Annotated in this window: 22 protein-coding genes and 2 tRNA genes; all 24 read left to right on the top strand. The window is 45.2% G+C overall.

Annotation, left to right across the window (positions count from 1 at the left end; all coding sequences use genetic code 11):
- Positions 1–51: 51 nt before the first annotated feature.
- The 24 genes from spoVG (at position 52) to R5H20_RS00450 (ending at position 24,219) form a co-directional block, all read left to right on the top strand.
- A complete protein-coding gene (spoVG, locus tag R5H20_RS00335; RefSeq protein WP_006640390.1) occupies positions 52–345 on the top strand; it encodes a septation regulator SpoVG in 294 nt (97 codons plus the stop codon).
- Positions 346–669: 324 nt separating this feature from the next.
- A complete protein-coding gene (gene glmU / locus R5H20_RS00340; RefSeq protein ID WP_006640392.1) occupies positions 670–2,040 on the top strand; it encodes a bifunctional UDP-N-acetylglucosamine diphosphorylase/glucosamine-1-phosphate N-acetyltransferase GlmU in 1,371 nt (456 codons plus the stop codon).
- A 20-nt stretch (positions 2,041–2,060) separates the two neighbouring features.
- Positions 2,061–3,014 (top strand): ribose-phosphate diphosphokinase, encoded by a 954-nt coding sequence (locus tag R5H20_RS00345; protein ID WP_006640393.1) that lies wholly within the window; start codon positions 2,061–2,063, stop codon positions 3,012–3,014.
- Positions 3,015–3,095: 81 nt separating this feature from the next.
- A complete protein-coding gene (locus R5H20_RS00350) occupies positions 3,096–3,722 on the top strand; it encodes a 50S ribosomal protein L25/general stress protein Ctc (protein WP_006640394.1) in 627 nt (208 codons plus the stop codon).
- A 112-nt stretch (positions 3,723–3,834) separates the two neighbouring features.
- Positions 3,835–4,401 carry an aminoacyl-tRNA hydrolase gene (pth, locus tag R5H20_RS00355; RefSeq protein WP_006640395.1) on the top strand — a complete coding sequence of 189 codons (567 nt, stop codon included), beginning with the start codon at positions 3,835–3,837 and terminating at the stop codon, positions 4,399–4,401.
- Between the two features lie 57 nt (positions 4,402–4,458).
- A complete protein-coding gene (locus R5H20_RS00360; RefSeq protein ID WP_006640396.1) occupies positions 4,459–4,689 on the top strand; it encodes an anti-sigma-F factor Fin in 231 nt (76 codons plus the stop codon).
- 63 nt (positions 4,690–4,752) lie between these two features.
- The gene (gene mfd, locus R5H20_RS00365; protein ID WP_006640397.1) at positions 4,753–8,286 is read left to right on the top strand and encodes a transcription-repair coupling factor; all 3,534 of its coding nucleotides are present in this window, start codon (positions 4,753–4,755) and stop codon (positions 8,284–8,286) included.
- 135 nt (positions 8,287–8,421) lie between these two features.
- Positions 8,422–8,958 carry a stage V sporulation protein T gene (gene spoVT, locus R5H20_RS00370; RefSeq protein ID WP_006640398.1) on the top strand — a complete coding sequence of 179 codons (537 nt, stop codon included), beginning with the start codon at positions 8,422–8,424 and terminating at the stop codon, positions 8,956–8,958.
- A 213-nt stretch (positions 8,959–9,171) separates the two neighbouring features.
- Positions 9,172–10,764 (top strand): putative polysaccharide biosynthesis protein, encoded by a 1,593-nt coding sequence (locus R5H20_RS00375; RefSeq protein WP_006640399.1) that lies wholly within the window; start codon positions 9,172–9,174, stop codon positions 10,762–10,764.
- Entirely contained in the window at positions 10,754–12,238 is a 1,485-nt protein-coding gene (mazG, locus tag R5H20_RS00380) for a bifunctional methyltransferase/pyrophosphohydrolase YabN (RefSeq protein WP_006640400.1), read from the top strand. Before R5H20_RS00375 ends, mazG begins: the two co-directional genes overlap by 11 nt.
- Positions 12,228–12,491, top strand: coding sequence for an RNA-binding S4 domain-containing protein (locus R5H20_RS00385; RefSeq protein ID WP_006640401.1), 264 nt, complete (start codon positions 12,228–12,230; stop codon positions 12,489–12,491). The genes mazG and R5H20_RS00385 overlap by 11 nt, the downstream gene beginning before the upstream one ends.
- Before the next feature lie 75 nt (positions 12,492–12,566).
- Positions 12,567–12,875, top strand: a complete 309-nt coding sequence (gene yabP, locus R5H20_RS00390) for a sporulation protein YabP (RefSeq protein WP_006640402.1) — start codon at positions 12,567–12,569, stop codon at positions 12,873–12,875.
- Complete coding sequence (gene yabQ / locus R5H20_RS00395; RefSeq protein ID WP_006640403.1) at positions 12,872–13,498, top strand: spore cortex biosynthesis protein YabQ; 627 nt, start codon at positions 12,872–12,874, stop codon at positions 13,496–13,498. Before yabP ends, yabQ begins: the two co-directional genes overlap by 4 nt.
- A 17-nt stretch (positions 13,499–13,515) precedes the next feature.
- Positions 13,516–13,893, top strand: a complete 378-nt coding sequence (locus R5H20_RS00400; RefSeq protein WP_006640404.1) for an FtsB family cell division protein — start codon at positions 13,516–13,518, stop codon at positions 13,891–13,893.
- 79 nt (positions 13,894–13,972) lie between these two features.
- A complete protein-coding gene (locus R5H20_RS00405) occupies positions 13,973–14,359 on the top strand; it encodes a S1 domain-containing RNA-binding protein (RefSeq protein WP_006640405.1) in 387 nt (128 codons plus the stop codon).
- Between the two features lie 153 nt (positions 14,360–14,512).
- Positions 14,513–14,586 (top strand) — tRNA-Met (locus tag R5H20_RS00410).
- Between the two features lie 10 nt (positions 14,587–14,596).
- Positions 14,597–14,668, top strand: a tRNA-Glu gene (locus R5H20_RS00415).
- 219 nt (positions 14,669–14,887) lie between these two features.
- Positions 14,888–17,377 (top strand): stage II sporulation protein E, encoded by a 2,490-nt coding sequence (gene spoIIE / locus R5H20_RS00420; protein WP_006640406.1) that lies wholly within the window; start codon positions 14,888–14,890, stop codon positions 17,375–17,377.
- A 71-nt stretch (positions 17,378–17,448) separates the two neighbouring features.
- A complete protein-coding gene (locus R5H20_RS00425) occupies positions 17,449–18,186 on the top strand; it encodes a VWA domain-containing protein (RefSeq protein ID WP_006640407.1) in 738 nt (245 codons plus the stop codon).
- Entirely contained in the window at positions 18,152–19,189 is a 1,038-nt protein-coding gene (locus R5H20_RS00430) for a protein kinase domain-containing protein (protein ID WP_006640408.1), read from the top strand. The genes R5H20_RS00425 and R5H20_RS00430 overlap by 35 nt, the downstream gene beginning before the upstream one ends.
- A gap of 100 nt (positions 19,190–19,289) precedes the next feature.
- The gene (tilS, locus tag R5H20_RS00435; RefSeq protein ID WP_006640409.1) at positions 19,290–20,720 is read left to right on the top strand and encodes a tRNA lysidine(34) synthetase TilS; all 1,431 of its coding nucleotides are present in this window, start codon (positions 19,290–19,292) and stop codon (positions 20,718–20,720) included.
- Entirely contained in the window at positions 20,704–21,243 is a 540-nt protein-coding gene (hpt, locus tag R5H20_RS00440) for a hypoxanthine phosphoribosyltransferase (protein WP_006640410.1), read from the top strand. The genes tilS and hpt overlap by 17 nt, the downstream gene beginning before the upstream one ends.
- 85 nt (positions 21,244–21,328) lie before the next feature.
- Positions 21,329–23,245 carry an ATP-dependent zinc metalloprotease FtsH gene (gene ftsH, locus R5H20_RS00445; protein ID WP_006640411.1) on the top strand — a complete coding sequence of 639 codons (1,917 nt, stop codon included), beginning with the start codon at positions 21,329–21,331 and terminating at the stop codon, positions 23,243–23,245.
- 197 nt (positions 23,246–23,442) lie between these two features.
- A complete protein-coding gene (locus R5H20_RS00450; RefSeq protein WP_006640412.1) occupies positions 23,443–24,219 on the top strand; it encodes a type III pantothenate kinase in 777 nt (258 codons plus the stop codon).
- The last annotated feature ends 10 nt before the right edge of the window (positions 24,220–24,229 follow it).

The following is a 24,229-nucleotide window of genomic DNA, read 5'->3' on the forward strand; positions in this document are numbered from 1 at the left end:
GTTGAATAATTACACTAATGTTTTTATATTGGGAAAAGGTGGTGAACTACTGTGGAAGTTACCGACGTAAGATTACGCCGCGTGAATACCGATGGTCGCATGAGAGCGATTGCATCCATCACGCTGGATCACGAATTTGTAGTGCATGACATTCGTGTAATTGATGGAAACAATGGTCTTTTCGTTGCGATGCCAAGTAAGCGTACACCTGATGGAGAATTTCGTGATATCGCTCATCCAATCAACTCAAGCACCCGCGGAAAAATTCAGGACGCGGTGTTAAATGAATATCATCGTTTGGGTGAAGTTGAGGAAATAGAATATGAAGAAGCTGGAGCTTCTTAAAAAAAAGAGGGCTTATGGAAGCCCTTTTTATTTTGCGGAAAAAATGATGAAATGAATAAAATGACAATATATGGTTGTTTTCTGCATATATCAGTAAATGGGTAAAAAGAACAAAGTGAGGGCCGGTATTCGCAGAGCACCGTTCTATCGGCGGATTTGTGTCCCATGGCCGGGATTCCCGCTTCAGGATGGAATTCCAGATGCAAGCTTGACATCCAAAAATTGCTTATTCTGTTTGCTGATTTCTCTTTTGGGCTTGCTTGAAATCAACTCATATTTAGGATATATTTTTCTATGGATAAAAGGGATAATGGAGGCCAATAAATGGATAAGCGGTTTGCAGTTGTTTTAGCAGCTGGTCAAGGAACGAGAATGAAATCAAAGTTATATAAAGTTCTTCATCCTGTTTGCGGAAAGCCGATGGTCGAGCATGTCGTCGATGAAGCTCTTAAGCTATCATTGACCAAACTTGTCACAATTGTCGGACATGGTGCGGAAGATGTCAAGAAGCAGCTGGGGAAAAAGAGCGAGTACGCTCTTCAGGCTGAACAGCTCGGTACGGCGCACGCTGTTAAGCAAGCCAAATCGATTCTTGCTGATGAAAAAGGAACGACGATCGTGATATGCGGGGATACACCGCTGTTAACGGCCGAGACGATGGAAGCCATGCTCCGGGAGCATCAGGAAAAAGGGGCAAAGGTTACAATTTTAACGGCGGTTGCAGAGGACCCGACAGGCTACGGGCGGATTATCCGTAATGAAAACGGCGACGTTGCGAAGATTGTCGAGCATAAAGATGCGACAGATGAGGAACGGCTTGTCAAAGAAATCAACACTGGGACTTACTGTTTTGATAATGAAGCTCTTTTCAGGACGATCGAGCAGGTGTCAAATGATAATGTCCAAGGGGAATACTATCTTCCGGATGTTATTGAAATCTTGAAAAATCAAGGTGAAACTGTTGCCGCTTATCAGACTGATAACTTCCAAGAAACGCTCGGCGTCAACGACAGAGTCGCTCTTTCTCAAGCAGAAAGATACATGAAGCGGCGCATCAACAAGCGACATATGCAAAATGGCGTCAGCTTAATCGATCCTGATCATACGTATATTTCACCTGAAGCTGTCATCGGCCGTGATACCGTCATCTATCCCGGAACCGTGATCAAAGGACGGGTGGTTATCGGCGAGGACACGGTTATCGGACAAAACAGCGAGCTGGAAAACAGCACGATCGGAAGCCGGACGGTCATTAAACAATCTGTGATCGTCGACAGCGAGATCGGCGATGATGTCACGATCGGTCCGTTTGCTCATATCAGACCCGACTCGAAAATCGGCAATCAAGTCAGAATCGGCAATTTTGTCGAAGTGAAGAAAGCGCAATTCGGTGATCGCAGCAAAGCCTCTCATTTAAGCTACATAGGGGATGCGGAAATTGGGACGGATGTCAATCTTGGCTGTGGTTCGATTACCGTTAATTATGATGGAAAAAATAAATTTATGACCAAAGTTGAAGACGGTGCTTTTGTCGGCTGCAACTCAAATTTGATCGCTCCAGTTACAATCGGCAAGGGAGCCTACGTAGCTGCGGGGTCAACAATAACGGACGATGTACCCGGCCAGGCTTTGTCTATTGCCAGAGCAAGACAGGTTAATAAGGAAGACTACGCTAAGAATAAGCACAAAAAATAATCCTAAATCGGAGGTTTACCATGTCTAATCAATATGAAGACGACAATTTGAAGATTTTTTCTTTAAACTCAAATCCGGTTCTTGCGGCCGAAATCGCAGAGATCGTCGGAGTAGAGCTGGGAAAGTGTTCTGTTAAACGTTTTAGCGACGGAGAAGTCCAAATCAATATCGAGGAAAGCATCCGCGGCTGTGACTGTTATGTCATTCAATCGACAAGCGCTCCGGTCAACGAGCATATCATGGAGCTTTTAATCATGGTTGATGCATTGAAACGCGCGTCTGCTAAAACGATTAACATTGTAATGCCTTATTACGGGTATGCCCGTCAGGACAGAAAAGCGCGCGCACGTGAGCCGATCACAGCTAAGCTGGTGGCGAACTTGCTCGAAACAGCCGGTGCCACCCGGGTGATTGCTCTTGACTTGCATGCGCCGCAAATTCAAGGCTTCTTTGATATACCGATTGATCATTTAATGGGTGTTCCGATTTTAGGAAGTTATTTTGAAGAGAAAAATTTAAAGGATATTGTTATCGTGTCTCCTGACCATGGCGGGGTGACTCGGGCGCGCAAGCTGGCCGACCGTCTGAAAGCGCCGATAGCGATTATTGACAAACGCCGTCCGAAGCCGAATGTGGCGGAAGTCATGAATATTATCGGACATATAGAAGGAAAAACAGCCATTTTAATCGATGACATCATCGATACGGCAGGAACGATTACGCTGGCGGCAAATGCGCTTGTCGAAAGCGGCGCCTCTGAAGTATATGCCTGCTGTACGCATCCAGTACTTTCCGGTCCGGCAATCGAAAGAATCAAAAATTCCAAGATTAAAGAGCTTGTTGTGACAAACAGCATCGAGCTTCCGGAAGAAAAGAAAATCGAAAAGTTCAAACAGCTTTCCGTAGCGCCGCTATTGGCGGAAGCGATTATTCGCGTTCATGAAAAACAATCTGTCAGCTTCCTGTTCGATTGATTTGCTCATTTTGGTTTAAAGTTTTGTCGTTATGGGTATGGTTTTAGAAAAAACCAATCTTACGATAGGATGGTGCTGAATATGGCAACTTTAAAAGCGGAAGAAAGAACAGGCTCCAGGCGTTCTTCTTTAAGGAGCATCCGGTCAGCCGGATTTGTACCGGGTGTTGTATACGGGAAACATATAGGAAACAAGTCTGTTTCACTTGACAGTACCAAGCTTTTAAAAATTTTGCGTGACGAGGGAAAGAACACGATCATCAATCTGGATATAAACGGTGAACAGCATTCGGTCATGGTGACTGAGATTCAGACGGACCCATTGAAAGATTCGATTGTACATGCTGATTTCAAAGTGGTTGATATGGAAGCGGAAATGGAAGCGGCCGTTCCCGTGAATCTGACGGGAGAAGCAGAGGGCGTCAAGCAGGGAGGCGTTCTCCAGCAGCCGCTTTACGAACTGTCGGTTACAGCCAAGCCGAAGAACATTCCTCAGGCCATTGAAGCCGATATTTCGCAGTTAGAAATCCATGGTGTGTTAACCGTCGGCGACATCAAACCGACGGGGGATTATTCATTTAACCATGAACCGGATGAAGTCGTCGCATCCATCGTCCCTCCTCAAAAGCAAGAGGAAACAGAAGCCGAATCAGCAGCTCAAGAAGTTGAGGAACCAGAAGAAAGCAATGCAGAGGGAAAAAATGAATAAATACGTAAGGCGTAATCCTCCCGCGGTTACGTCTTTTGTGCTAGAATGAGGAAATTAGGACGCTCCCCCTCATACTGGATGAGGCAGGGTTTTGATTAAGGGAGGATGTAGAATGCTTGTGTTTGCAGGATTGGGCAATCCGGGAAAAACATATGAGAAAACGAGGCACAACGTCGGTTTCATGACGATTGACGAGCTTTCAAAAGAATGGAATATTGCCCTTGATAAAACAAAATTTAACGGACAATATGGAATAGGATTTGTTTCCGGCAGAAAGGTTCTACTTGTTAAGCCGCTTACATATATGAACTTATCGGGAGAATGTTTGAGGCCGCTTTTGGATTATTACGAGATCCCGATTGAAAATCTGAAAGTGATTTATGATGATTTGGATCTTCCTGCCGGAAAAATCCGTCTCAGGGTTAAGGGAAGCGCAGGAGGGCACAATGGGATTAAATCAATGATTCAGCATCTCGGGACATCTGATTTTCACAGGATCAGGATCGGAATCGGCCGTCCTGTAAACGGTATGAAAATCGTCGATTATGTACTTGGTGCTTTTACGGCTGACGAGGAGCCGGCGATACAGGAAGCTGTTCAAAAAACGGTAAAAGCCTGTGAAGCTTCTTTGGAAAAACCTTTTTTAGAAGTAATGAATGAATTTAATGCAAAGGTATAATACGTATGGGAACGGATCATACTAGTCTTAAAAAGACTGGTTATTGGAGGTTCCCGTATGGCTTTGCATTATTACTGCCGCCATTGCGGCGTTAAAGTAGGAAGTCTTGACCATTCTTACGTACACAGTGAAAAATTGGGTTTTGACCACTTAACAAATGAGGAAAGAAACGATATGATTTCTTATAAAGATAATGGGGATTTACACGTGAAGACGATATGCGAAGATTGCCAGGAAGCGCTTGAACGGAATCCGGATTATCATCAATATCATTCGTTTATTCAATAAAAGCTTTGGTGTAGAGACTAGACCAAAGCATTTTTCTATTTGAGGAAGAGAGGAGGGGCTCATTTGAACAATATTCAATCCTATATTACGAAAAGCGACGATTTCAAATCCATCGTCAACGGTTTGAACGAAGGGCTGAAGGAACAGCTGCTTGCGGGGCTCTCCGGATCTGCCCGGTCCTTATTTACAGCCGCTCTTTCAAAAGAAACAAACCGGCCGGTATTTTTAATTACGCATAACCTTTATCAAGCTCAAAAAATTACAGACGATTTGACGGGGCTGATAAAAGATCAGCCTGTCCTTTTATATCCTGTTAATGAATTGATTTCATCCGAGATTGCTGTGGCAAGCCCTGAACTGCGTTCACAGAGGCTCGATGTTTTGAACAGGCTTGCGGCAGGAGAAACGCCGATTGTAGTGGCTCCGGCAGCCGCCGTCAGAAGAATGCTGCCCCCGGTGGAGGTATGGAAAAACAGCCAGATTCATTTGAAAACGGGACGGGATATCGATCCGGAAAAACTCCTTCAGACTCTCGTGCAAATTGGATATGAACGTACAGACATGGTTGCGGCTCCCGGTGAATTCAGCATTCGCGGGGGCATTATCGATGTTTATTCATTGACTGAAGACAATCCAATTCGTATTGAGCTGTTTGATACGGAGATCGATTCCATCCGCATTTTCAATTCAGATGACCAGCGTTCTTTGGAGTCGCGCGATGAAGTGACGATCGGTCCGGCAAAGGAGCTGATCGTGCGTGAAGAAGATCGGAAACGGGCGCTTGAACAAATGGATCAAGGTCTTGCCGCCAGCCTTAAAAAGCTGAAGCTCGATAAACAAAAGGAAATTCTCCATCAAAATATCGCGGAGGACAAAGAGCGGCTCACGGAAGGAAACATCAGCCAGGAGATGGTCAAATACCTTTCTTATTTTTATGAAAAGCCTGCTAGTTTGCTAGATTATTTTCCGAAACATACATTGCTCATTCTGGATGAAATCAGCCGCATCCATGAGATGGAAGAACAACTGCAAAAGGAAGAGGCCGAATGGATTACAAGTCTTCTTGAAGAAGGCAAAATTCTTCATGACATATCGATGTCATTTCCTTTTCACAGCCTCATATCAAAACAGTCTCGCCCGATTTTATACTATTCGCTGTTTTTACGGCATGTTCAGCATACAAGCCCGCAAAATATCGTGAATGTGTCGAGCAAGCAAATGCAAAACTTTCACGGTCAGATGAATGTGCTCAAAAATGAAATCGAACGGTTTAAAAAATCGAGATACACGACTGTTTTTCTTGGAGACAGCCGAGAGCGCGTCGAAAAACTCGCATCCGTTCTGTCGGATTATGAAATAGAAGCTGCTCAAGCGGATGAGAATACAGCGCTTGCCCAAGGCCAGATTTATATCATGGACGGCGGCCTCCAATCGGGATTTGAGCTTCCTCTGATGAAGCTTGCCGTCATCACTGAGGAAGAGCTCTTTAAAAAACGCGTGAAAAAACAGGCCCGTAAACAAAAACTGACGAATGCCGAGAGAATCAAAAGCTACTCTGAGCTCCAAGTCGGCGACTATGTCGTTCACGTCAACCATGGGATCGGAAAATATTTAGGTATTGAAACGCTTGAGATCAACGGAATCCACAAAGATTATTTAAACATTCATTACCAGGGAAGCGATAAGCTTTATGTGCCAGTCGATCAAATTGACCAGGTGCAAAAATATGTCGGTTCAGAAGGCAAGGAACCGAAGCTGTACAAACTGGGAGGAAGCGAATGGAAGCGCGTCAAGAAAAAGGTGGAATCGTCCGTTCAGGACATCGCCGATGACTTGATCAAGCTTTATGCGGAACGAGAGGCGAGCAAGGGATACGCGTTTTCTCCCGACCACGAAATGCAGCGCGAATTTGAAGCGGCTTTTCCTTATCAGGAGACAGAAGATCAGCTGAGATCGATCCAAGAAATTAAAAAAGATATGGAAAAAGAACGCCCGATGGACCGGCTGCTTTGCGGAGATGTCGGCTATGGAAAAACAGAGGTGGCCATAAGAGCGGCATTTAAAGCGATCGCCGACGGAAAACAGGTTGCTCTCCTCGTACCGACCACCATTTTGGCCCAGCAGCATTATGAAACGATTCAGGAGCGTTTTCAGGATTATCCGATCAACATTGGTCTGCTTAGCCGATTCCGGACGCGGAAAGAGGCGACGGAAACGATTAAAGGCCTGAAAAACGGTACAGTCGATATTGTCATCGGAACTCACAGGCTTTTATCAAAAGATGTCGTGTACAAAGATCTCGGACTGCTCATCATTGATGAAGAACAAAGGTTTGGTGTCACGCATAAAGAAAAAATTAAACGAATTAAAGCGAATGTCGATGTTTTGACTTTAACAGCGACTCCAATCCCGAGAACCCTTCATATGTCCATGCTCGGGGTCAGAGACTTATCAGTCATTGAAACGCCGCCGGAAAACCGTTTTCCAGTACAGACATATGTTGTCGAATACAATGGCGCTTTGGTGCGGGAAGCGATTGAGCGCGAACTTGCCAGAGGGGGCCAAGTATACTTTCTGTACAACCGCGTCGAGGACATTGAAAGAAAAGCCGAAGAAATTTCAATGCTCGTGCCTGATGCGAAGGTGGCGTATGCCCACGGAAAAATGACGGAAAATGAACTGGAATCTGTCATGCTTAACTTTTTAGAGGGAGAATCAGACGTTCTCGTCAGCACGACGATTATTGAAACAGGCGTTGATATTCCGAATGTCAATACGCTGATCGTCTATGATGCAGACAAGATGGGGCTTTCCCAGCTTTATCAGCTGAGAGGGCGCGTCGGCCGCTCCAACAGGGTTGCATATGCGTACTTTACGTATCGAAAAGACAAAGTTCTGACTGAGGTAGCGGAAAAAAGGCTTCAAGCCATTAAAGAATTCACGGAGCTTGGATCAGGCTTTAAAATTGCGATGCGCGATTTGACGATTCGCGGCGCCGGCAACCTGCTGGGCGCTCAGCAGCATGGCTTCATAGATTCCGTCGGTTTTGATTTATACTCGCAAATGCTGAAGGAAGCGATAGAGGCCCGAAAAGGAGACGCGCCGCAGGTCGAACGGTTTGAACCGGAAATCGATTTAGAGCTTGACGCGTATATTCCGCAAACATATGTGACGGACGGCAAGCAAAAAATAGATATGTATAAACGGTTCAGATCGGTTGCAACCATTGAAGAAAAAGATGAGCTTCAGGATGAAATGATCGACCGTTTTGGCGAATATCCGAAAGAGGTCGAATATTTATTTGCCATCGCGGAAATGAAAGTATATGCCATAAAAGAGCGCGTTGAGCTGATCAAACAGGATAAAGACGCCGTCAGACTGACGATCGATGAAAAGGCGAGCGCTGAAATCGACGGACAAAAGCTGTTTGAGCTTGGCAGCAAATACGGCAGGCAGATCGGCCTCGGGATGGAAGGCAAGAAATTAAAAATCTCGATTCAGATTAAAAACCGCAAGCCGGAAGAATGGCTCGCAACCTTGCTGGATATTCTGAAAGGCTTGGAAAACGTCAAAAAACAAACGATTGCTTCATCGTAAAAATTTGTTGCTTCTCGCGTATATTACATTTGATGTGACGGATACTAAAATCAATCAAGAGTGGAGAGTGTTAGGAAATGCACAGCTCTGTTTTATCCACCAGATATATCATCAAATGAAAGAGAGGCAGCACAGATGAAAGCAACTGGTATCGTACGTCGAATTGATGATTTAGGACGGGTCGTGATCCCTAAGGAAATACGGAGGACATTGCGGATTCGCGAGGGAGACCCGCTGGAAATATTCGTTGACCGCGATGGCGAGGTTATTTTAAAAAAGTATTCTCCCATCAGCGAGCTTGGCGATTTTGCAAAGGAATATGCAGACGCCCTTTATGACAGCATGGGCCATTCCGTCTTGATTTGTGACAGGGATGTGTATATTGCCGTATCAGGAAGCTCTAAAAAAGACTATTTAAATAAGTCCATCAGTGACATGATCGAAAAAGTAATGGATCAGCGCAACTCTGTATTAGACGGTGATGCAAAAACGATTCAGCTGATTGACGGCATTGACGAAGAAGTCGCTTCCTATACGGTCGGACCGATTGTTGCGAACGGTGACCCGATCGGAGCCGTTGTGATTTTTTCAAAAGACCAGTCAATTGGAGAAGTGGAGCATAAGGCAGTTGAAACCGCCGCTGGTTTTTTGGCGCGCCAAATGGAACAATAGGTCTTATTCCTTTTATTTTGTCATTCCTGTTCACCCGGGCAGGAATGGCGAAACTTGCTTTTGATATAAGTGTAAACGAGCTGGAACAGCACCCCTTTGGGCTGTTCTTTTTTTAGTTGCCTATGATGGAGGGGGCTGCGGCGCGGGATATGGTATAATAAGCACGTTTCGTTGTGTTTTTCCAAAGAAAAGCACATTGGAAGGAGCTTGCAGATGGGCTTTTTAAACGGCCAAAGCAGCCGGCTTTGGCAAGGCGCCTTTGTATTATCATTGGCGGGAATTTTATCTAAAATATTAAGCGCTGTATACAGAGTGCCTTTTCAAAATATAGTGGGAGACGTCGGCTTCTATATTTTTCAGCAAGTGTATCCCATGATAGGAATTTCAGTGATGCTAGTGACTTCAGGCTTTCCGGTCATCATTTCAAAGCTGCTGAATGATTTTGGGGCGGAAAGCCAAACCAAAATCATTCGTGTATCCATGCTGTTTATATCCGGTGTGGCTATCAGTTTTTTTCTCCTGCTGTTTGCAGGAGCGAAAGGCATTGCAGGATTGATGGGCGACCCGGGTTTAGCCGAAGTTATACGCGCCGCCTCTTATTCTTATTTGCTGATTCCGTTCGTATCAATATTCAGAGGTTATTTTCAAGGAAATGAGCTGATGATGCCGACGGCATTTTCTCAAATCGGTGAGCAGATGTTCCGGGTTGCCGCCATCCTCTGCTTTACATGGTGGCTCGTCAACAATGGCTATACTTTATATGATGCGGGGGCTGGCGCGGCCTTTGGATCTCTTGTCGGAGGCCTTACGGCGCTCTTCATTTTGGGGCTGTGTTGGATCAAGAGGGAAAGGAACCGTTCAAAAGGGCGGGCTGAGGCTGAGACGAAGACCATATTGAAACAGCTTTGCCTGTATACGGTCACCATCTGTGTCACCAGCCTCATGATGATACTTATTCAGCTTGTAGATGCCTTAAACTTATATTCCCTTCTGGCCGGTCAGGGGATGGACGAGATGGAGGCAAAACACACAAAAGGCGTATACGACAGGGGGCAGCCGCTGTTGCAATTGGGAACCGTTTTTGCAGCGGGCATTGCGACGGCTCTTGTCCCGTCCCTTACAAAGGCGAAGAAACAGCAGGAGATGACGGCTGTTCAAGAAAAAACACAATATTCATTGAAAATGAGCTTGGTCATCGGAATAGGAGCGGCGATGGGCCTGATTTGCATTTTGGAGCCGGTCAATGTCATGCTGTTTAAAAACAGTGAAGGAACGGCAGCCCTTCAAATTTTCAGCGTATCGATCTTTTTTGCGTCGCTTGCCATGACCATTACTGCCGTTTTGCAAGGATTTGGAGACACTGTTTATCCGGCCGTCGCCGTTTTAGCCGGCTTTTTCTTCAAGATTGTTCTGAATGTCGTGCTGATCCCTGTCCTCGGTATTGCCGGAGCGGCCTTGGCTACTGTAATATCGTTTGCCGCAGTCGCCGGTCTCAACCTTTTCCGTCTGAAAAGGACAGGTTTGATTCGTTTTTCGGATTGCAGAATCGGCGGCATGTTCATCTCCGCTTTGATCATGTCCGCCGTATTGATCATTTGGCTTTACACGTTTGAAGCGGTGATACCGCATGAAGGCAGATGGATCTCCGCAATTGAAAGCCTGACAGCCGTGTTCATCGGTGGAGCTGTCTTTTTATACAGCATCTTAAAGTGCCGCGTGTTTTCCGATAAAGAACTTGAGCTTGTGCCTTTTGGAAACAAGCTGATTACATTAAACAAGAAAGGGGCAGCCGAAAATGGCAGGTAAAATAACAGTTGTCGGCCTCGGGGCGGGCGATATGAACCAATTAACCCTCGGCGTATACAAGCGCCTCACCCAGGCTGAGGCGCTCTATGTCAGGACAAAAGATCATCCTTTAATAGAAGAGCTGAAGAACGAAATCCCATCGATGTATTTCTTTGATGAAGTGTATGAGAAACACGACGGATTTGAAGAGGTTTATGAAGAAATCGTTGAAACGCTTTTTCAAAAAGCGCAGGATCAGGACGTGCTTTACGCCGTGCCTGGGCATCCGTTTGTCGCTGAAAAAACCGTTCAGCTTTTGCTTGAGGGGCAAAGTCGTCATCAGGTTGAAGTCGCGGTGGAGGGAGGACACAGCTTTCTTGATGCGACATTCAATGCCTTGCAGATCGACCCGATCGAAGGATTTCAGTTTGTTGACGCCGTCCAATTTTCAGCGGATGAAATCGAGCTCAGCCATCATTTGATCATTAGCCAGGTTTATGACCAGATGACGGCTTCCGAAGTGAAGCTGACTTTAATGGAAAAGCTTCCCGACGATTATGAAATCGTTATTGTCACGGCAGCGGGAAGCAGCCTGGAAGAGACCAGAAGAGTGCCTCTTTATGAGCTGGACAGGAGCATCGGCATCAACAATTTGACGAGCATCTATGTGCCGCCTGTCAAAGACGAAGCCCTCCTGCATCAGGAATTTTCGATGTTCCGCCGCGTCATTCGGGAACTGCGCGGGCCTGACGGCTGTCCTTGGGATCGGAAACAAACCCACCAGTCATTGAAAAAATACTTAATAGAAGAATGCTATGAAGTGCTCGAAGCCATCGATGAGGAGGACCCGGATCACCTGGTTGAAGAATTGGGAGATGTCATGCTGCAAGTCCTTCTCCATGCGCAGATCGGGGAAGATGACGGCTTCTTTACAATCGATGATGTCATAGCCGGAATCACCGGGAAAATGATCAGAAGGCATCCGCATGTCTTTGGAAACATCACTGTACGTGATGAGGCTGACGTCGTGAAAAACTGGGAAGATATTAAAAAGCAAGAAAAACAGACTGCCCAAAAGTCCCTTCTTGACGATATTCCCAAGCCGCTGCCTGCGCTTTCAAAAGCAAACCAGCTTCAGAAAAAAGCGGCTAAGACCGGGTTTGACTGGTCTGATGTAAAAGATATGTGGAACAAAGTCAATGAAGAAATGAAAGAATTTTCTTTCGAAGTTTCCGACGCCGAACCTCATGCTAAGAAAATCAAGGAAGAATTCGGCGACCTTTTATTTGCTCTCGTCAATGTCGGCAGATACTATAAAATAGAACCGGAAGAAGCGCTTGCGATGACGAACTCCAAGTTTTACAGAAGGTTCACCTACATTGAACAAGCGGCGAAGCGTTCCGGTAAAGACCTTGAAAGCATGACATTGGAAGAAATGGACGAACTTTGGAATGAAGCGAAAGAAATCGAAAGGAGCGATAGCCATGAGACTTGATAAATTTCTAAAAGTGTCAAGACTGATCAAAAGACGCACCTTGGCAAAAGAAGTGGCAGACCAAGGGAGAATCACGGTAAACGGCAACCAGGCGAAAGCGAGCACTGACATAAAAGCGGGAGACGAGCTTGAAGTGCGTTTCGGCCAAAAGCTCGTCACCGTCAGGGTCAATGAATTAAAAGATACGACGAAAAAAGAGGAAGCCGCAAATATGTACACCGTCCTGAAGGAAGAAAAGCTCGGAGGAGAATAGGCTTGTTCTAAAAAAATCCCCCCTCTCATACAATGCAGTAACGAATCTTAGCATGAGGATATGGGGGATGAATAGATGAGTTTATATTATGATCAGCACAACCCTTCCGGCGGGTCATCTGCTCCTGAGCATAATGTAATGATGAAGGGCCGCAAGCTGTTAGATATTTCAGGCGTCAAGCAGGTTGAGAGTTTTGACAATGAAGAATTTTTGCTGGAAACGGTGATGGGGATGCTTGCTGTCAGAGGCGAAAATTTGCAAATGAAAAATCTGGATGTTGAAAAAGGCGTTGTCTCCATTAAAGGCAGGGTGCTTGATCTCGTCTATTTGGATGAGCAGCAGGGGGAGAAAGCTAAAGGGTTTTTTAGCAAGTTGTTTAAATGACGCTGACGACGCAGTTCTACACGATGCTGGCCATGGCCGGAATGGGGGCATGGCTGGGCGCTTCCCTTGATACTTACACCCGTTTTGTCATTCGTTCGAACACGGCAAGATGGCTTTTGTTCATACACGACCTTTTGTTTTGGATGGTACAAGGCCTCCTTTTTTTCTACGTCCTCCTGAGCGTGAACGAAGGGGAGTTCCGAATTTATATTCTGTTGGCCGTGCTGCTCGGGTTTGCCGCTTATCAAAGCCTTTTTAAACGAATCTATCTCAAAATACTGGATTGGATGATTTCATTCTTTGTTTTGATCTGCCGAATATTCGGAAAAATGATGCGGATGATGGTGTTCCGCCCTATTGTGTGGACATTTTACGCCATTTTTGCGACGATTCTATTTACGATGAGAAATATATATGTTCTTTTTCGTTTTTTTGCGTTATCTTTATATAAGATCATAAAAATTGTCTGCTACCCGATCTATGTGTTGATGCGCCAATGCTTCAGACTTCTTCCCGCCCGTATCCGGCATGCGGTGAAGCGCTTTTTTCAAAAGGGAGCAGGATTTTTAAAAAAGGGAAAGAAACTATTCATAACGATCCAAACGAAATTTTTGAAAAAGTGAAGGGAGGCCGTCTGGAATTGAACGATTCTAGGAAACGAAATATTTCTCAAATACAGAATGAATATAAAGAACAGATGGAACGGAAACAGCAGTATCTGAAACGAAAAAGACGCGGTCTTTACAGACGGTTGACGGTATTTGGGGCGGTTGCGCTGCTGGCGGCGATCGTGTTTGCCGGCTCGCTTTGGTCACAGACTTCGGATATCAATGCGAAAGAAGAGAAAAAAGCGCAGCTTTTGAAACAATTGGATCAACTGGAAGCAAAAAAAGCGGATTTAAAGGATGAGATAGTCAAACTAAAAGACGAGGACTATGTTGCCGAGCTTGCCAGAAAGGATTATTACTTATCAAAGGATGGCGAAATCATCTTCAAGTTTGATGAGAAGAGCAAGTAGCCTTGTTGACACTTATTTTTTTCTTTATGTATAATTAAAGAAATGATCTTTTTTAAGTCTAAGGAGGAGCACTTTTTTTATGTCGATTGAAGTTGGCAGCAAGTTGCAAGGGAAAGTAACAGGTATTACAAATTTTGGAGCGTTTGTTGAATTGCCTGGAGGATCAACAGGTCTTGTTCATATCAGTGAAGTCGCCGATAATTACGTGAAGGACATTAATGATCACCTGAAGGTAGGAGACCAGGTAGAGGTTAAAGTCATCAATGTTGAAAAAGATGGAAAAATCGGCTTGTCCATCAAAAAGGCTGTAGACCGTCCTCAATCAAGACCAAGAAACGATTTCCGCTCTAAAGAAACGTTTGAACAGAAAATGAATAAGTTTTTAAAAGATAGTGAAGATCGCTTATCGTCTCTAAAACGCAACACGGAATCAAAACGTGGAGGGCGCGGAGCAAGAAGAGGTTAACTTGCTGCTTTCTATATATACGAAAGGCATTCGTCTTATCCCTACGGATGCCTTTTTTATTATTTATAAAAATTTTATTCAATTTTCTATTGACGGAGCGGACAAACCTTTGTATTATAGAACTTGTGCGTTAAACGAACAAACGAATAACATGGCGGTGTAGCTCAGCTGGCTAGAGCGTACGGTTCATACCCGTGAGGTCGGGGGTTCGATCCCCTCCGCCGCTACTTTTATGAAGGCCCGTTGGTCAAGTGGTTAAGACACCGCCCTTTCACGGCGGTAACACGGGTTCGAATCCCGTACGGGTCATAGTGAAAACCGGTTTCGATCAGAAACCGGTTTTTTGGTGCGGAAAAATAGCCGAATATGCAAAATAGCGAGAATGAACTCGACTTACCAAGAGAGATTGACGCTTTCTACAGAAACCGTCGAAGAGTTCTTTCAATTCGTTACCTTCTTTTGACAAAATCCTATTTCATCTTTCGTTATAATGGCAAGCAACGAATAAAACAGGTGGGAGATGAGAGCATGGAAAAAGCGGAAAGAAGAGTTAACAGCCCAATGGCGGGGCCTGTTGTTCAAAAAATGTATGCATGGTTTGGCAAAATGACAAAACTCATGATGCAGCACTTGTATTCGCTCTTTTTTTATAAAGGCCTTATCTACATGATCATCGGCTTTTTATTGGGACGGGCCTTCATTCTGTCAGAGGTGATTCCTTTTGCTCTTCCATTCTTCGGAGCGATGCTTTTAATTAAGAAGGACAAGGCCTTGATGGCGTGTCTGGCGCTGCTTGCGGGAGCTGTAAGTATATCCCCGCAGCATTCGTTATTTGTTCTCGCAGCGCTTGTCGCATTTGCGATATGTTCAAAAATGACCTCTCTTATTATAAAAGACCGTGTCAGAACGTTGCCTGTCGTCGTGTTTTTGTCAATGGCTCTGACAAGGTGCTGTTTCGTCTATGCTCAATATGGTACGGTTTCAAGCTATCATTACATTATGGCTTTTGTGGAAGCCGGTTTGTCGTTTATATTAACGTTGATTTTTTTGCAAAGTCTGCCGATTGTCACGTCTAAGCGGGCGAAACAATCATTGAAAATTGAGGAAATCATTTGCTTTATGATTTTAATCGCCTCTGTTCTCACCGGCTTTACCGGAGTTTCATTTCAAGGCATGCAGGCTGAACTGATATTGGCCCGCTATGTCGTGCTGACCTTCGCGTTTATCGGCGGAGCCAGCATCGGCTGTACAGTCGGGGTTGTGACAGGGCTGATTCTCAGTCTTTCAAATATCGGCAATTTATATCAGATGAGCCTGCTGGCTTTTTCAGGCTTGCTTGGCGGCCTTTTAAAAGAAGGGAAAAAAGCGGGTGCCGCGGTCGGCCTGCTGATCGGATCCCTCTTGATTTCGCTCTATGGCGAGGGTTCGGCCGAGCTTGTACCGACGCTTTATGAATCGCTGATCGCGATCGCCCTGTTTCTGTTGACACCTCAGTCGCTTACAAAAAAAATGGCCAAATATATTCCCGGCACGACAGAGCATGCACAGGAACAGCAGCAATACGCAAGAAAAATCCGGGATGTCACGGCTCAAAAAGTCGATCAATTTTCAAATGTTTTCCAAGCCTTATCTGACAGTTTTTCCACATTTTATCACGCGGTTCCTGAAGAAGAAGGCAAAGAGAAAGAAATTGACTTGTTTTTAAGCGCTGTGACGGAACATTCCTGTCAATCGTGCTATAAGAAAAATAAATGCTGGGTTCAGAACTTTGATAAAACATATGATTTAATGAAGCGGGTTATGCAAGAAACGGAGGAAAAGCAATATTATAAAAACCGCAAGCTGAAAAAAGAATTTCATCAGCACTGTTCAAAATCAAAACAGGTTGAAGCATTAATAGAGGATGAACTCACGCATTTCAGAGCCAATCAGACATTAAAGCAAAAAGTTCATGACAGCAGGCGGCTCGTTGCGGAACAGCTTTTGGGCGTATCCCAGGTAATGGCCGACTTTTCTCGGGAAATAAAAAGGGAAAGGGAACAGCATTTCATCCAGGAAGAACAAATCAGGGAAGCGCTGCAGCACTTTGGAATTGAAATTCAGCAAGTCGAAATCTACAGTCTTGATCAAGGAAACATTGATATTGAAATGAGCATTCCGTTTTGCAACGGGCACGGAGAATGTGAAAAAATCGTCGCCCCGATGCTTTCCGATATTTTAGAAGAGCAAATTATCGTCAAGGCTGAACAATGCGCCGGACACCCGAACGGGTACTGTCATGTCGCCTTCGGCTCAGCGAAATCTTACCGGGTGTCAACAGGTGCGGCCCATGCGGCGAAAGGCGGCGGCCTCGTCTCCGGCGACAGCTACAATATGATGGAACTTGGCGCGGGCAAGTATGCCGCGGCCATCAGCGACGGCATGGGGAACGGCGCAAGAGCACACTTTGAAAGCAATGAAACGATCAAGCTTCTTGAGAAAATCCTTCAGTCGGGAATTGATGAAAAAGTCGCGATTAAAACGATTAACAGCATCCTTTCATTAAGAACGACTGATGAGATTTACTCGACGTTGGATTTATCCATCATCGATTTGCAGGATGCAAGCTGCAAGTTTTTAAAAATCGGATCAACGCCAAGCTTTATTAAGCGGGCTGATCAAATTATCAAAATTCAGGCGAGCAATCTGCCGATCGGCATTATTACCGAATTTGACGTGGATGTCGTCAGCGAGCAGCTGAAAGCCGGGGATATACTGGTCATGATGAGCGACGGCATTTTTGAAGGCCCGAGACATGTTGAAAATCATGACCTTTGGATGAAGCGAAAGCTGAAATCGCTCAAAACCGAAGACCCTCAAGAAATAGCTGATTTAATCATGGAAGAAGTGATTCGGACAAGGTCGGGGCTCATAGAGGATGACATGACGGTGATCGTCATTAAGATTGATCATAATACACCGAAATGGGCTTCAATCCCGGCGCCCGCTTTTTTCCAAAAGAGCCAAGAGATTTCTTAGCATTCGTATAAATCAGATTTCTTCTGGCGATGATGGAATTAGATAGATATCTTTGTCCAGGAGGAATCAATATGAAAAAGGGGCATTTGAATCAAATTCTGCTGATCACCGACGGCTGTTCAAACCGGGGTGAAGATCCGCAGGCTATGGCAGCCTTTGCGAAAGAGCAGGGAATAACCGTCAATGTCATCGGGATTATGGATGAACATTCAATGGATCAAGAAGCAATGAAGGAAGTCGAAGGAATCGCCCTTGCTGGAGGCGGAGTTCATCAAGTTGTCTATGCATCACAGCTTTCGCAGACGGTGCAGATGGTCACGAAGAAAGCGATGACTCAGACGCTCCAAGGCGTTGTCAACAATGAACTCAAACAAATTCTCGGAAAACATACGGAAATGGATGAACTGCCTCCCGATAAACGAGGCGAAGTCATGGAGGTCGTTGACGAGCTCGGTGAAACCGTTCATTTGCACGTCCTGGTGCTGGTTGATACGAGCGCAAGCATGAATCCGAAGCTTCCGACAGTCAAAGAAGCTTTGATCGATCTGTCCATCAGTTTGAATTCACGGATCGGTGATAACGAATTTGCGGTGTTTATATTTCCCGGGAAAAAACAAGAGGTTGAACTTGTGCTGGATTGGACGCCAAAGTTTGAATCCCTTTCTTCAATATTTTCCAAGCTTTCTGCTGGAGGTATTACGCCGACAGGTCCGGCAATCCGGGAGGCGATCCAGCATTTCAAGAAAATCGGCTCAAGAAGGGGCATGTTAGAAGATGATGAAAGACGCTTCGACGAGTTTGGCGGGTAGTTTAAAGCCGGGTTCATCCATTGTTGGAAAGTGGAACAATCATTCCTACAAGATCATCAGACAGCTTGGAAAAGGGGCGAATGGCGTTGTTTATCTGGCTGATTCAAAAAGAGGCCGCGTAGCTTTAAAAGTCAGTGATGACAGCCTATCGATTACCTCGGAAGTGAATGTTCTAAAATCTTTCTCAAAGGCCCAGGCGAGAGCAATGGGGCCTTCTTTTTTTGACGTTGATGATATGCCGGCGCCAAATAGCGGCAAAAAACTTTCATTTTATGTAATGGAATATATTGAAGGTCCGCTTCTTTTACGCTATATCACCGAAAAAGGGGAAGAATGGATTCCCGTATTGATCAGTCAGCTTCTGTCAAATTTATCAATCATCCATCGCGAAGGGTGGGTGTTTGGTGATTTAAAGCCTGAAAATCTGATTGTGACAGGGCCCCCGGCAACGATCCGCTGCATCGATGTCGGCGGGACGACAAAGGAAGGCCGGGCCATCAAGGAATATACTGAGTTTTTCGACAGAGGCTATTGGGAATGCGGGACACGTAAAGCAGAACCTTCATATGATTTGTTTTCCGTCGCTATGATCATGGTGAACTGCGTGACGAAGAAGGAGTTTAAAAAAGCCGGAAATCCGATGAACCAGCTTCTTTCGGTCATTGACAGCCATCCATTTTTAAAAGAATACAAAACGGTATTGGTATCGGCTTTAAAAGGAGCGTACAAAACGGCGGATGAAATGAAGAACGATCTGCTTGAGGCGGGCCGTCCCGCCGGCACACAAAGTTCGCGTCCATCCAGAACAGCGCGCTCTTCTTCAATGGCCGCCTCACCGAACAGCGCGGGGCAAAAACGGCCGGGCGCGTCGCAGCCCCGGTCGAGAAGCGGCCGAAAACTGCAAAAAAAGCGCCAGTCGCAAGGCGGCACGTTTGAAACGCTGCTGATTGTCGTCAGTGTGCTTGCTCTCTACTTCGCTTATATTGTGCTCTTTTTCATTTAAGCAGATCATGCGGCGATAGCTCTTCTTTGCAGGGACAGTTTGAAAGTGTTAGGATATTTATATCTTTTGAAATTCACCCTGCTTATAGTGGGAGGACATCGTGAAAAGTATTGAGGAATTTATGAAAAAAAACGATCTGTCGTTTGATGATGCGACAATCATTGTCGGAGTCTCCGGAGGGCCTGATTCAATGGCTTTGCTTCATGCGCTGAAACGCATGATTCCCGGATCTGCGTCACTGATTGCTGCACATGTCGATCATATGTTCAGAGGCTTGGAGTCTGAACAGGACATGCGCTTTGTAAAGGATTTCTGCAAAGCGGAGGGGATTCTCTGTGAAGCGCTGCAAATCAACGTTCAGAAGTATGCTGCCGAAAAAAACCTCAATAAACAGGCAGCTGCAAGAGAATGCCGCTTTCGGTTCTTTAAAGATCAAATGGAAAAGCACCATGCCACATATTTGGCCCTGGCTCATCATGGCGATGACCAGATCGAGACGATGCTGATGAAATTGGCGAAAGGAACCGTCGGTTTAGGACTTGCCGGCATCCGGCCGGTGCGCCGGTTTGGAGAAGGGTGGCTGATCAGGCCGTTTCTCGATCTTGCAAAGGAGGATATTTTACAGTACTGCAAAGCGAATCATGTACCGTTCAGAACAGATCCAAGCAACAATGAAGACGATTATACCCGGAACAGATTCAGGCATCATGTTCTTCCTTTTTTGAAGGAGGAGTCGGAAGATGTCCATAAACGGTTTCAATCTGTCAGTGAATCGCTGACAGAAGATGAATTATACTTACAGGCATTAACGAAAGATAAAATGAATACAGTAATCACAAACAAGTCAAGTTCCTGTATCGAAATCAATGTGGAAAGCCTTCTTGCACTTCCTTTGCCTTTACAAAGAAGAGGAGTTCAACTAATATTAAACTATCTTTATGAAAACGTTCCAACTGCGTTTTCATCCCATCATATTAAGGTGTTTCTGGAATGGATTGCAAAAAAAGATCCATCCGGTTCCCTTGATTTTCCAAATGGGTTAAAAGTGATAAAATCATATCATACATGTTTGTTTACATTTCATCGGTTGCAATGTGAAAATATTTCCTATCAATATGAAATTAGCGGAGCAGACGAAGAAGACCTGATGCTTCCGGGCGGCTTCTCCCTTCATGTGAGCAAACAAGGCGAAGACCGTGCTTTGAATGGAAATGATGTTTTCGCAACAAGTCCGCAGCAGGTTCATTTCCCCCTTTATGTACGGACAAGGCAAAAAGGGGATAGAATCAAACTTAAAGGGATGAACGGCTCAAAAAAGGTAAAAGATATATTTATTAATGAAAAAGTGCCTCTTTCGAAAAGAGACAGCTGGCCCATTGTCACAGACGCGGATGGAAGGATTATCTGGATACCGGGTCTGAAAAAATCCATTTTTGAGGAACTTGATGTTACAAACAATGATCGCATTGTATTACAATATAGACAGCATGAAAAGTGTAGGGGGCTAGCAAAGAATGAAACACGATATTGAAAATATTTTGATCTCCGAGGAAGAGATCCAAAAAAAAGTCAAGGAGCTCGGCGCTGCTTTAACCGAAGAGTATAGCGACAAGTTCCCCCTGGCCATCGGCGTCTTAAAAGGGGCCATGCCATTTATGGCGGATCTTTTAAAGCATATTGATACATATTTGGAAATGGATTTCATGGATGTATCAAGCTATGGCAATTCCACGGTCTCTTCAGGTGAGGTAAAAATCATTAAGGATTTGGATACATCTGTAGAGGGCCGTGACATCTTAATTATTGAGGACATCATCGACAGTGGGCTGACTTTGAGTTATCTTGTAGAGCTTTTCCGATACCGCAAGGCAAAATCGATTAAGATTGTGACCCTTCTTGATAAACCGAGCGGACGCAAGGCGGATATCAAAGCGGACTACGTCGGCTTTGAAGTGCCGGATGCCTTTGTCGTAGGATACGGTCTTGATTATGCGGAACGCTACCGCAATCTCCCGTATATCGGAGTGCTCAAACCGGCGGTTTATGAGAGCTGATTGGGAAAGGGATATCTGTTGTATTGGAACGATTTTCTATGATACTATTGAACATAGTTGTGCTTACTGTGGGAGGAGGTAAGGAATGAATCGGGTCTTCCGTAATACCATTTTTTATTTACTTATTTTATTAGTTGTGATCGGAGTTGTGAGCTACTTCCAAACCGCAAATCCGAAAACCGAAAATATGACGTACAGTGACTTTGTTTCAAACCTTGATAACGGGAAGGTTGAAAATGTTTCTATCCAGCCTGTCAGAGGTGTTTATGAGGTCAGAGGACAGCTTAAAAACTATGCCAAAGACCAGTATTTCCTAACCCATGTTCCTGAAGGAAAAGGGGCAGACCAGATTTTTGATGCAGTGAAAAAGACGAAGGTACAAGTTGAGCCTGCACAGGAAACGAACGGATGGATGACCTTCTTTACAACCATAATCCCTTTTGTTATTATCTTCATTCTTTTCTTCTTCCTGCTTAATCAGGCTCAGGGCGGCGGAAGCCGTGTCATGAACTTCGGCAAGAGCAAAGCGAAGCTCTATACAGAAGAGAAGAAGCGAGTCAAATTTAAAGATGTAGCAGGAGCGGATGAGGAAAAGCAAGAGCTGGTGGAAGTTGTTGATTTCCTGAAAGACCCGCGCAAATTTGTTGAGCTCGGGGCGAGAATTCCAAAAGGCGTGCTGTTAGTCGGACCTCCGGGTACGGGTAAAACATTGCTGGCGAAAGCTTGTGCAGGAGAAGCCGGCGTTCCTTTCTTCAGCATAAGCGGATCAGACTTCGTCGAAATGTTCGTCGGTGTCGGTGCATCCCGTGTCCGCGATTTGTTTGAAAATGCTAAGAAAAATGCGCCATGCCTGATTTTCATCGATGAAATCGATGCTGTCGGACGTCAGCGTGGAGCCGGTTTAGGCGGCGGCCATGATGAACGTGAACAGACGCTGAACCAGCTTCTTGTCGAAATGGACGGTTTCAGTGCGAATGAAGGGATCATCATTATCGCGGCGACAAACCGCGCCGATATTTTAGACCCGGCATTGCTGCGTCCGGGACGTTTTGACCGTCAAATCACAGTCGACCGTCCGGATGTGAACGGCCGTGAAGCTGTGCTTCGGGTGCATGCGAGAAACAAACCGCTTGACGAATCAGTAAACTTGAAATCGATTGCGATGAGAACGCCTGGATTCTCCGGTGCGGATCTCGAGAACCTTTTAAATGAAGCGGCTCTTGTAGCTGCCCGACATGACAAAAAGAAAATCGATATGCGTGACATTGATGAAGCGACAGACCGCGTCATCGCCGGTCCTGCCAAGAAAAGCAGGGTCATTTCCAAAAAAGAACGCAATATCGTTGCATATCACGAAGCTGGACACACTGTCATCGGACTTGTCCTGGATGAAGCTGATATGGTGCATAAAGTAACGATCGTTCCCCGCGGTCAAGCGGGCGGATATGCCGTCATGCTTCCTAGGGAAGACCGTTATTTCCAAACGAAGCCGGAGCTGCTTGACAAAATCGTCGGTCTGCTTGGAGGCCGTGTAGCTGAAGAGATTATATTCGGCGAAGTCAGCACCGGAGCCCATAATGACTTCCAGCGTGCAACAGGCATCGCAAGACGGATGGTAACCGAATTCGGTATGTCTGAAAAACTCGGTCCGCTTCAGTTTGGACAGTCACAAGGCGGTCAGGTGTTCTTAGGCCGCGACTTCAACAATGACCAAAACTACAGCGATGCGATCGCATATGAGATCGACAAGGAAATTCAGCGCTTCATTAAGGAATGCTATGAACGTGCGAAAACAATCCTGACTGAGAACCGCGATAAGCTTGAGCTGATAGCCCAAACATTGCTTGAGGTTGAGACGCTCGATGCGGAACAAATCAAGTATTTGATTGAACACGGAAGACTGCCGGATCGTCATTATGAAGATGATCAAGAGAAAAACGATGATGTGAAGGTAAACATCAACAAAAGAGAAGAAGAAACAAAAGAAGATGAAAAAGAGTAAGTCAATTTGCTCACATTCGTTTCTTTAAAGAAAACTGCCAAGCTGTGCTTTTTGGCAGTTTTCTTATTTTTTATGACTGAACACCGCCGCGGCAGTTCGGTTTTGATTCGTTTACAAACAGAATCGGCATCGTGTATTGTATGATGGTAGAATGTTTTATGTCCAAGTAAGAGAAACTAGTCAAAAGTGGTGATAAGATGTTACTTGTTATAGATGTGGGAAATACAAACACCGTTCTTGGTGTATACCATAACGGAGAGCTCGAATACCACTGGCGGATTGAAACGAGCCGCCATAAAACCGAGGATGAATTCGGCATGCTCCTCCGTTCTTTATTTGATTATGTAGGCCTGATGTTTGATCAGATCGAAGGGATCATCATCTCTTCAGTGGTGCCGCCGATCATGTTTTCACTTGAAAGAATGTGCACAAAATACTTTCATATTGAGCCGCAAATTGTCGGCCCCGGAGTGAAAACCGGTCTGAATATCAAATACGACAACCCAAAAGAAGTCGGTGCGGACCGCATCGTAAATGCGGTGGCGGCCATTCATCTCTATGGAAGCCCGCTGATTGTTGTTGATTTTGGAACTGCTACAACGTACTGTTATATTAACGAGAATAAGGAATACATGGGCGGAGCGATCGCGCCGGGTATTACGATATCAACGGAAGCTCTTTATTCCAGAGCCGCAAAACTCCCGAGAATTGAAATTGCGCGGCCGGATAATATTATCGGCAAAAGCACGGTCAGCGCCATGCAGTCCGGAATTCTTTACGGGTATGTCGGACAAGTTGAAGGCATTGTCAAACGGATGAAATGGCAGTCAAGACAAAATCCGAAAGTCATTGCGACTGGCGGTCTTGCATCATTAATCGCGGATGAGTCCGATTGTATCGATGTGGTAGACCCCTTTCTTACCCTAAAAGGGCTAGAACTGATTTACGAACGGAATCGCGTTGAAAGTGTTTAGGAGGGTGACA

The organism is Bacillus sp. KICET-3, assembly GCF_033261025.1.
Lineage (GTDB): Bacteria > Bacillota > Bacilli > Bacillales > Bacillaceae > Bacillus > Bacillus sonorensis.